5 protein-coding genes are annotated in these 8738 nt (G+C 39.0%); 4 read left to right on the top strand and 1 reads right to left on the bottom strand.

Annotation, left to right across the window (positions count from 1 at the left end):
• Positions 1-365 precede the first annotated feature (365 nt).
• Positions 366-2303: a cytochrome c/FTR1 family iron permease gene (locus tag Q0688_RS04855; RefSeq protein ID WP_299073726.1), complete on the bottom strand. Its 1938-nt coding sequence runs from the start codon at positions 2301-2303 to the stop codon at positions 366-368.
• A 180-nt stretch (positions 2304-2483) separates the two neighbouring features.
• Between Q0688_RS04855 and Q0688_RS04850 the strand changes: the two genes are divergently transcribed.
• The 4 genes from Q0688_RS04850 to Q0688_RS04835 all read left to right on the top strand — a co-directional run bounded on the left by Q0688_RS04850 (position 2484) and on the right by Q0688_RS04835 (position 8697).
• Positions 2484-2834, top strand: a complete 351-nt coding sequence (locus Q0688_RS04850) for a hypothetical protein (RefSeq protein WP_235312832.1) — start codon at positions 2484-2486, stop codon at positions 2832-2834.
• 82 nt (positions 2835-2916) lie between these two features.
• Positions 2917-4134 (top strand): TolC family protein, encoded by a 1218-nt coding sequence (locus Q0688_RS04845; protein WP_299073724.1) that lies wholly within the window; start codon positions 2917-2919, stop codon positions 4132-4134.
• A 55-nt stretch (positions 4135-4189) separates the two neighbouring features.
• Positions 4190-5485 carry an efflux RND transporter periplasmic adaptor subunit gene (locus Q0688_RS04840; protein ID WP_235312829.1) on the top strand — a complete coding sequence of 432 codons (1296 nt, stop codon included), beginning with the start codon at positions 4190-4192 and terminating at the stop codon, positions 5483-5485.
• An 11-nt stretch (positions 5486-5496) separates the two neighbouring features.
• Positions 5497-8697 (top strand): CusA/CzcA family heavy metal efflux RND transporter, encoded by a 3201-nt coding sequence (locus Q0688_RS04835; RefSeq protein WP_299073720.1) that lies wholly within the window; start codon positions 5497-5499, stop codon positions 8695-8697.
• Positions 8698-8738 lie beyond the last annotated feature (41 nt).

Here is an 8738-nt window from a genome sequence, read left to right as displayed (position 1 = left end):
AATCAATCTCTCTTCTGAAGGACAGTCCATTTGAGGTACTTTAAATGTACTGACAAACGCGCCACTATAGTTATCTAGTTGCGTATCAATTTTTACATCTTCGTTGATAGGAGATGATTGACACTGACCACTACATTTTCCCGACATATTCTACATTCCGAAACAATATTAAGATAAGTATAAAATCTATAGTGACTATAGAGTCAATAGGTTTGATACTCTTTATTGGTGAGTTTTCGACATTAAGTATTAAGACGATTTAACTCTTCTAATAAAATCCTGACTTTAAGAGTAGCTGGTAAAATAACTGCTCTTAATTAAGTTAGTGGTGATGCTCAATGAATGATTACTAACTACTGTGAAAATTATTTGGCATTGCGATTCCTTGAACGATACATATACAGTGAAAATAATATCAGAATGGTCATCTGAGCTGTTATACCTTGCCAAGTAGATCCTATACCGAGCCATGTAACTTCCACATCAATAGGGAAAGGAGTGATTCCTATAATCGCAGCCTCTTGAAGCGCTGAGATGGCTTTACCCATTAATATGAATGATAGAACTAAAAGCAAGTAAGTTGTTGTAGAAAAGAAACGAGCAATTGGCAATTTAATAGAATATCTAAACATTCCCCATGCAAGAACCGATAACACAGCTACCCCGAATAAAAATCCACCGATAACAAATGAGTATTGAGTTGTTGAGGCTTGTGTTACAAGTGATTGATAGAATAAGACCGTTTCAAAAACCTCTCGATAAACAGCGAAAAATGAGAGCACTGCTATTCCCCACAGTGTACCCGCTTCTAATTGTGAATTAATATGCTTTTGAATGTATGCCTGCCAATGTTCAGCATTCGTTTTGCTATGCATCCAGATCCCAACATAAAACAACATTACTGCTGCAACCATTGCAGCAATACCTTCCATGACTTCCCGACTCGCACCACTGATATTGATCATTGATTGGGCTACCGCCCAAGTAGCAAAACCCGCGAATAGCGCACAGAGCCAACCAAAATGGACATATTTTAAAGCATCCTGACGTTTAGTTCGAATTAATACTGTTATTAAAGCCAGTACAACCAGCAGTGCTTCTAAACCTTCTCTTAGTAAGATAACTAAACTTGCAGTGAAAAGAGCCTCATTTGATAAAGTGGCATCTGTCAGCAATGCTTCCGCGTCTTGGAGTTGCCTCACAGTAATCTCCATAAGGCTTTCTAATTGATCAACCTGTTGCGCGTTACTTAAAACTTGACGAAGCTTAATCAAGTTCCCTTCGATGCTTTTTCGTAAATCTTTGTCTCGTGCATCCAAGCTATTTTCAATTAATTCAAAACCATCTAGGTAAGCACTCACAGCAAGTGTTTTGGCCTTCTCATACTCTTCATTTTTGTACGCAATGCTTGCGGAAGCTAATTGAGTTTTGGTTATAGCTAAAGGACTACTTTGATTGATAAACAATAATTTAGGATCGGCTCTTAACCCTTCAATTTCATTTTTCGTTAACCCGTCAGTATCTGTAGATAACTTTAATGGACTATAATTTATCCAGTTTTGTAATGAAATTGATTGTGATGGTTTGGTGAATTCGCTTGATGATTGGAATGCCAAACCACCGACATAAAAGGCAAGGGACCATTTCTGCTGTTCTTTTAGTTGTGTAAATGCAGGCATAGCGGTGTCATCAAGTCCATTAGATATGGCATCAAACAAGCCTAAAAGTGAACGATTTTCTGCACGTGTCATATCGGTAAAATCGGTAGGAGCAGGCTCCAACCCCGATGCTAAAACACCATTTCCTTGACCTGAAATACCATGACAACTCGCACAGTTATTTTCAAATAAAGAAAACGTCGCTTCTTTAGAAAGTAACCTTTTAGGTAGAGGTAGCTCTGGCATCATAGCCAATAATGAAGTTCGTAACTCAGATGTAATTTTTCTGACAATATCTGCATTTTGCTTAGTTGAAATAGCTGTTTGTAAATCTAATGCTTTCTCATTGAGTGAACGCATATAATTATTATTAATTGACGTTTTTTCAACTATCAACTTGGAGAATTCAAGCATTTCTTGATATTCATCATCGTTAATAACTTGGCCGTCCTTAATAGCCGACTCATAATCAACACCTACATATTCGGCTAATTGTATAATTTGTCGATGCTGCGAAAACTCTTCCAAATTGGAAGCTATACAAAATTTTGAAAAAAATGCTGAGACTAGCAGGACCAAATAAGCTAGCGGCTTTAAATAGTTATAGTATTGGTTTTCCTGTTTTACTTTTGGGGAAAAGGGCATAAAATGAGTTCCACAGTTCAAATCTAAATGATATTTATTATCACATTGTAAAATCTATAGTGACTATAGAGTCAAATAAAAAAGCTATTTAATGTAAAAGCGTGGAAACTGACAGGAAAAGCTAGTTTAAGTAAATAGTTCCTGCTAGTATTTTGAACTATATTTTAAGTGGTGATAACCTTGAACCTTAATGTTGTGCTAAAAATGCTCTTAGTCGTTTCGATTGTTTTGCAATCGTTATCGTCTATTGCGTCCGCAACTTATGATAGTCATCAAGTAGACGTTGAACACCTGCAAACACAACATGACCATAAAGATGACCCTAATATTATCAAAGAAAACGCAGGTGATAGTCAGCACGAAATTAAAGATTGTCATCACTGTGGGCATTGCAGTGGTAGCCACCTATCATGGATATTAGTCAGCAATTTAAACAGTACCGCTAAGTTACATTTCATAAACCGATTTTCCGCTCAGGTAGATCAAACAAAAGATTACCAAGACTCCATATTACGCCCTCCTAAATCTTAATTTATTTGATTATTAATGACCTTTATATCCTGTCACAAGGATAAAAAGTTGGTGTTTATTAATTTAAAAATTAAGAGTCCATATGTATTTATATTTCAAAAATACAGGTGTATGCCTGTCTATGTGTCTTGCTATAAGCTTTTCAATTAATGCTTATGGCAAAGAAAAAAGTACTTCATGGTTAGAAAACCAAATAAATAAAGATCCTGAAATTATTGAGGCAAGAGAGTTACTCAAAGCTAGTCAATTTCAGGCAAAAAGCTTGACTAAAGCTATCTATAACCCTGAGTTTGAGGCTAGTTATGAAAAGGAAGGTGATTTTAAAAACTTTTCAGTTGGTCTGAGTCAAACTATTGATTTATGGGATAAACAGTCATCCAACAAAAACATTGGTGAAATTGTTTTTTACATGAATCAACAGCAATTATTAGATTTACTTGAATCAAAGAAAGCCGAAGCACTAATCGCGCTTGTTAATTGGCAGGCTGCCAAAGATGCAGCAAAATTGTTAATTGAAAAAGAAGAACAACTGCGAACTCTGGTTAGCATTGTTGATGAAAAGCAAAAAGTGGGACTACTGGACCCTATTGATGCTGAATTAGTGTATCTAAACCTAGCACAAGCCTTTAGTGAAATTTCCGAATATCAAATTGCGTTAAAGCATGCGGAAGTTCAGGTTCAAGAATTACTGCCGGATTGGACTCCTGATATAGCCAAAGGACAGAAGTTTGAGTTTAAGACAACAAATTATTCCTTCAATACAGAATGGGTTAAACAACACCCTAAAGTAAAGCTTGCTAAAGCGTATTGGCATGAGCAACAAGCAAAGGCTCAACTTAGCACAATAGAAGCTAAAGCTAATCCCACCATTGGGATTAGCGCAGGCGAAAGTGGCAATGAAAGTACAGTTGGACTTACATTTTCAATGCCTTTAAATATCAGGAATAACTACTCCGATACTATTAAATTTGCCTACTCAAAATCTATTGCCGCAGAAGCCAAATTTCAGTCGGTTTTTCGCAAGCAGTCTTTTAAGGCAAAAGCTAACTATGAATCACTTTTGGTTAGTAAAAAATATTACGAACAGTGGTTAATACTTACCCACGGCAGGTTGAATAACAGCGAAAAATTACTAAACAAACGCTGGGAAGCAGGTGACATAAATACTTCTGATTATTTATTTGCTTTAAATCAACGGGCAGAAGGACTTCACACAGGAATTCAATTGGAAAAGCAATTCAAAGTTGCCGAGATTTCCTTCATTTCAAGTATGGGTCAGTTATCCAAATTTGAGATTTAACCGCTCCAATTTTAAACAAGCGAAATCTCAAATTTATAAAATATAGGTTATAAAAATGAATACAATATTTAGTAAAAAATTATTAGCCGTAGTAATGAGCAGCCTTTTAGTTGGGCTTACTACGAGTCACATTGCTTTTGGTCAATCGTCAGGTGTTACAGATTCTACCGCAAAGATTTCACAGCAAGATGTAAAAGAACATAAAGATGATCATGACGATCACGAAAAGGGACATGAAGAAGATAAAGGTGACCATGACGAGCACGAAAAGGGACATGAAGAAGATAAAGGTGACCATGACGAGCACGGACATGGAGGTGGAAGTAAAGAGGAAGAGCATGAAGAAGGTATAACTCTTAGCCCGAAAAAGATGTCACTTGCTAACATAAAAGTGGAAAGCATTGTTCCAGAATATCAATACAGTTCGATATACGCACCCGGCGAAATAAAAGCCAATGGTTATAAAAGCTACGTGGTTTCACCTCGTACTGAGTCGGTCATTATTAGCCGTCACGCAGCTCTTGGAGAACACGTAGAAATAGGCCAAAAGTTAGTCACATTGTTTAGTGAGGCGATGGCACAAGCACAGGCTGACTATTTAATCGCTTCAACCGAATGGCAACGAGTGAAAAAGCTGGGTAACAAAGCGGTGAGTGAAAGTCGATTGTTACAAGCTGAAACAACTTACAACGCTTCTTATGGAAAACTCATTGCTTTAGGGTTAACTGAAAAAGCAATTCAGAGTATTTCCAATAAAGACATTAAAGCATTTGGGCAATATACATTAACAGCACAGCGTGAAGGCGTAGTGCTTCAAGATGATTTTATCCAAGGGCAACGCGTTAATGCTGGTGATACAGTGATGTTGCTAGCAGACGAAAAGCAACTATGGGTAGAAGCAAAAGTATCGCCTAATAAAAAGCTAGATTTGTCCAAAAACTCGCCGGGCATAGTCAAATTAGAAGGGCAAAGTTACAACGCAAAAGTCATTCAAGAAGCGCACACCATCGATCCGTTAACGAGAACGAGGATAGTTCGTCTGTCAGTCGAAAACAAAGACGACAACCTACATTCAGGTATGTTTGTGAAAGTCTATTTTCAATTTTCAACCCAAGAGAAAGTAATGGCTGTGCCGGAAGAAGCCTTGATCCGCAGTGCTGATGGTGATTGGACCATATTCGTTGAAGACCACCCCGGAGAGTTCAAAGCCATAGAGGTTGAACTGGGCCGAGCCTTAGGTGAATTTAGAGAAATAATCGGCGTTGAAAGTGGAACGCGAATTGTCACTAAAGGTGCTTTCTTTGTTGCTTCTGAAATTGCTAAAGGCGGATTTGATCCGCACAACCACTAAGGAGAAATACAATGTTTAATAAAATTATTGATTGGTCCGTAAACAACCGACTCCTTATCTTAATCGCTCTTTTTGCCGCTATTGTTAGTGCAGTAATGGTTATTCCAAAGTTAAATTTGGATGCTTTCCCTGATGTTACTAACGTTCAGGTTGCCGTGAATACTGAAGCCCCCGGATTGGCAGCGGAAGAAGTTGAACAACTTATTACTTATCCGATAGAAGCTGTAATGTACGCCTTGCCTGATGTTGAACAAGTACGTTCGATTTCTAAAACAGGTTTATCTGGTGTCACGGTGGTTTTCAAAGAAGGCACCGATATTTACTTTGCTAGGCAACTTGTCTTTGAACGACTTCAAGCGGCTAAAGAATTGATCCCCGAAGGTGTTGGTACACCGAATATGGGACCGAACACCTCTGGGTTAGGTCAAGTATTTCAATATTTATTGATATCAGATAAGGGCGCTGGTTTTGACGCGATGGCACTTAGAAGCCTCAATGATTGGATTGTCAAACTACTTATCATGCCTGTCGATGGCGTCACTGACGTTCTGTCATTTGGCGGAAATGTTAGGCAGTACCAAGTTAATGTCGATCCGTCAAAACTACTAGCATATGATCTAACCCAAGACGATATCGTCACAGCCTTAGATAGCAACAATGCCAATGTTGGCGGCTGGTATATGAACCGTGGACAAGAGCAACTTGTTATTAGAGGAACAGGCTGGTTCGAAAGTGGTGATGCTGGCATCGGTAATATCAAGCAAGTACCAGTAAAAACCATCGATGGAACAGTAATAACTGTATCTGACATAGCAAGAGTAGGAATGGGCAGCGAAATTCGGCAAGGCGCGGTTACCATGACTCGCAAAACAGCAGAGGGCAAAGTCGAGGATCTAGGTGAAGTGGTTTCAGGTATTGTATTGAAGCGGATGGGGTCAAACACTAAGGCCACCATTGATGGAATCAATGCAAGAATACCACTCATTAATCAAGCGCTTCCAAAAGGCGTTCGCTTTGAACCCTTCTATGATCAAGCTGATTTAATTGAGAAAGCAGTTAATACCGTCGTTGAAGCACTAGCATTAGCTTTTGTTTTCATCTGTATTGTACTGGCGCTTTTCTTAATGAACCTACGGGCAACCTTTTTGGTTTTAATTTCAATTCCTATCTCAATTGGCATTGCTTTGATGATCATGGCGTGGTGGGGAATTTCTGCCAACCTTATGTCACTGGGTGGAATTGCTGTGGCTATTGGTATGTTGGTCGATGGTTCGGTGGTGATGGTTGAAAACATGTTTAAACATTTAAATAAGCCAGATTCAACTCACTCAGACAGTGTTCACGCTAGCGTTCCTGCCTCTGATACAGACCCACACGATGTTGAGCATGATGATCACGGTATTGAATTGCGTCTCAAGGAAGCAGGCAAAGAAGTCGCTCGTCCGGTATTTTTTGCAGCGTCTATTATCTTAGTGGTATTTACGCCATTATTTAGCTTCGAAGGGGTAGAAGCAAAACTCTTTCAACCTATGGCAATCAGTATCATCTTAGCGGTCGTATCTGCCATCATGGTGGCCTTGTTTGTTGTGCCTGCTCTGGCTACTTATCTGTTTAAAACTGGTGTAAAAGAAAAAGAAAGTTTCGTACTAAAACCTTTAGACAAACTTTACAGAAAAGGGCTTACTTTCGCACTAAAACGCACGAAGTTAGTCATTTCAGCTTCACTTATTTTAGTTATCTCTGCATTTGCATTAGTGCCATTTATTGGCACTGAATTTGTTCCTGAGTTAGAGGAAGGGACTATTAATTTAAGAGCAACCCTTGCTCCTTCTTCTAGTTTAGATACAGCACTTACTGTTGCTCCAATTCTAGAAGAAAAGTTAATGGCCTTTCCTGAAGTAACTTATGCCCTGAGCAGAATTGGACGAGCTGAGATAGGTGGAGATCCTGAGCCTGTGAACAACATAGAAATTTATATAGGATTAAAACCAGTTTCTGAGTGGACAAGCGCTTCTAATCGATATGAACTTCAAGCTAAAATGGAAAGGTCACTGGAAGAGTTTCCGGGGTTGCTACTTAACTTTTCTCAGCCCATTGCCACTCGTGTTGATGAATTACTATCAGGTGTAAAAGCGCAATTAGCAATCAAGCTATTTGGACCAGAGCTTGATGTGTTAGCCAAAAAAGGGCAGGAAATTGAAGCAGTTATTAAAGAAGTTGAAGGTGCTAGAGATGTCGCTTTAGAACAAATTGCTGGTGAAGCTCAATTAGTGATCAAGCCTAATAGACAAGAATTGTCACGATTTGGCCTGTCCGTTATCGACGTAATGGAGGTTGTGCGCGACGGCATTGGTGGCGTCGAGGCAGGGCAAATTATTAACGGCAATGAACGCTACGATATTTATGTACGTTTGGAAGAAGAATATCGTCGAAACAAAGAAGCTATCTCAGATATTCGACTTCAATCACCAACTGGGGCTTGGGTGCGCTTAGGTGATGTTGCATCCGTTTCATTTGAGTCTGGTCCACCGCAAGTCAGGCGCGATGACGTACAAAGGCGAGTGGTTATTCAAGCAAACGTCCAGAATCGAGATATGGGTAGTGTTGTAGCTGATATCAGAGAGATAATAGCCAAAAAGGTTGATTTGCCTTCCGGTTATTCTATTTCTATTGGTGGACAATTTGAAAGCCAGCAGCGTGCGCAAAAAAGATTAGCTATAGTGGTGCCTTTATCATTAGGGTTAATAGCACTATTGCTTTACTTTGCCTTTGGCTCCGTTGGTCAGGCTATGTTGATACTAGTCAATGTACCTCTTGCTGTGATTGGTGGTGTGTTTTCTCTGTATTTGTCAAACCAATACTTATCAGTGCCTAGCTCGGTGGGTTTCATTACCTTATTCGGCGTTGCAGTATTAAACGGTGTAGTAATGGTAGAGAGCATCAATCAACGTATTAAAGATGGGTTAGACACCTCCAAAGCCGTTTTTGATGGCGCAACCTCTAGATTAAGACCAGTATTAATGACGGCTATCACTTCAGCATTGGGCTTAATCCCAATGTTAATGTCTAGCGGTGTTGGTGCTGAAATACAACGTCCTTTAGCAAGTGTCATTGTCGGAGGATTAATTACGGCAACCTTATTAACATTATTTGTGCTGCCTGTTTTATACAGTTGGTTTTCTAGGAAGAAAATAAAAGCATTATCTAGATAGAAAAATTTTTATAATGAACGAATATCCCACACTTAAGTGAC

The organism is uncultured Paraglaciecola sp., from assembly GCF_937123705.1.
Classification (GTDB): Bacteria; Pseudomonadota; Gammaproteobacteria; order Enterobacterales; family Alteromonadaceae; genus Paraglaciecola.
Note: the sequence above shows the minus strand (reverse complement) of the source record. Positions and strands in the feature narration are given on the sequence as shown.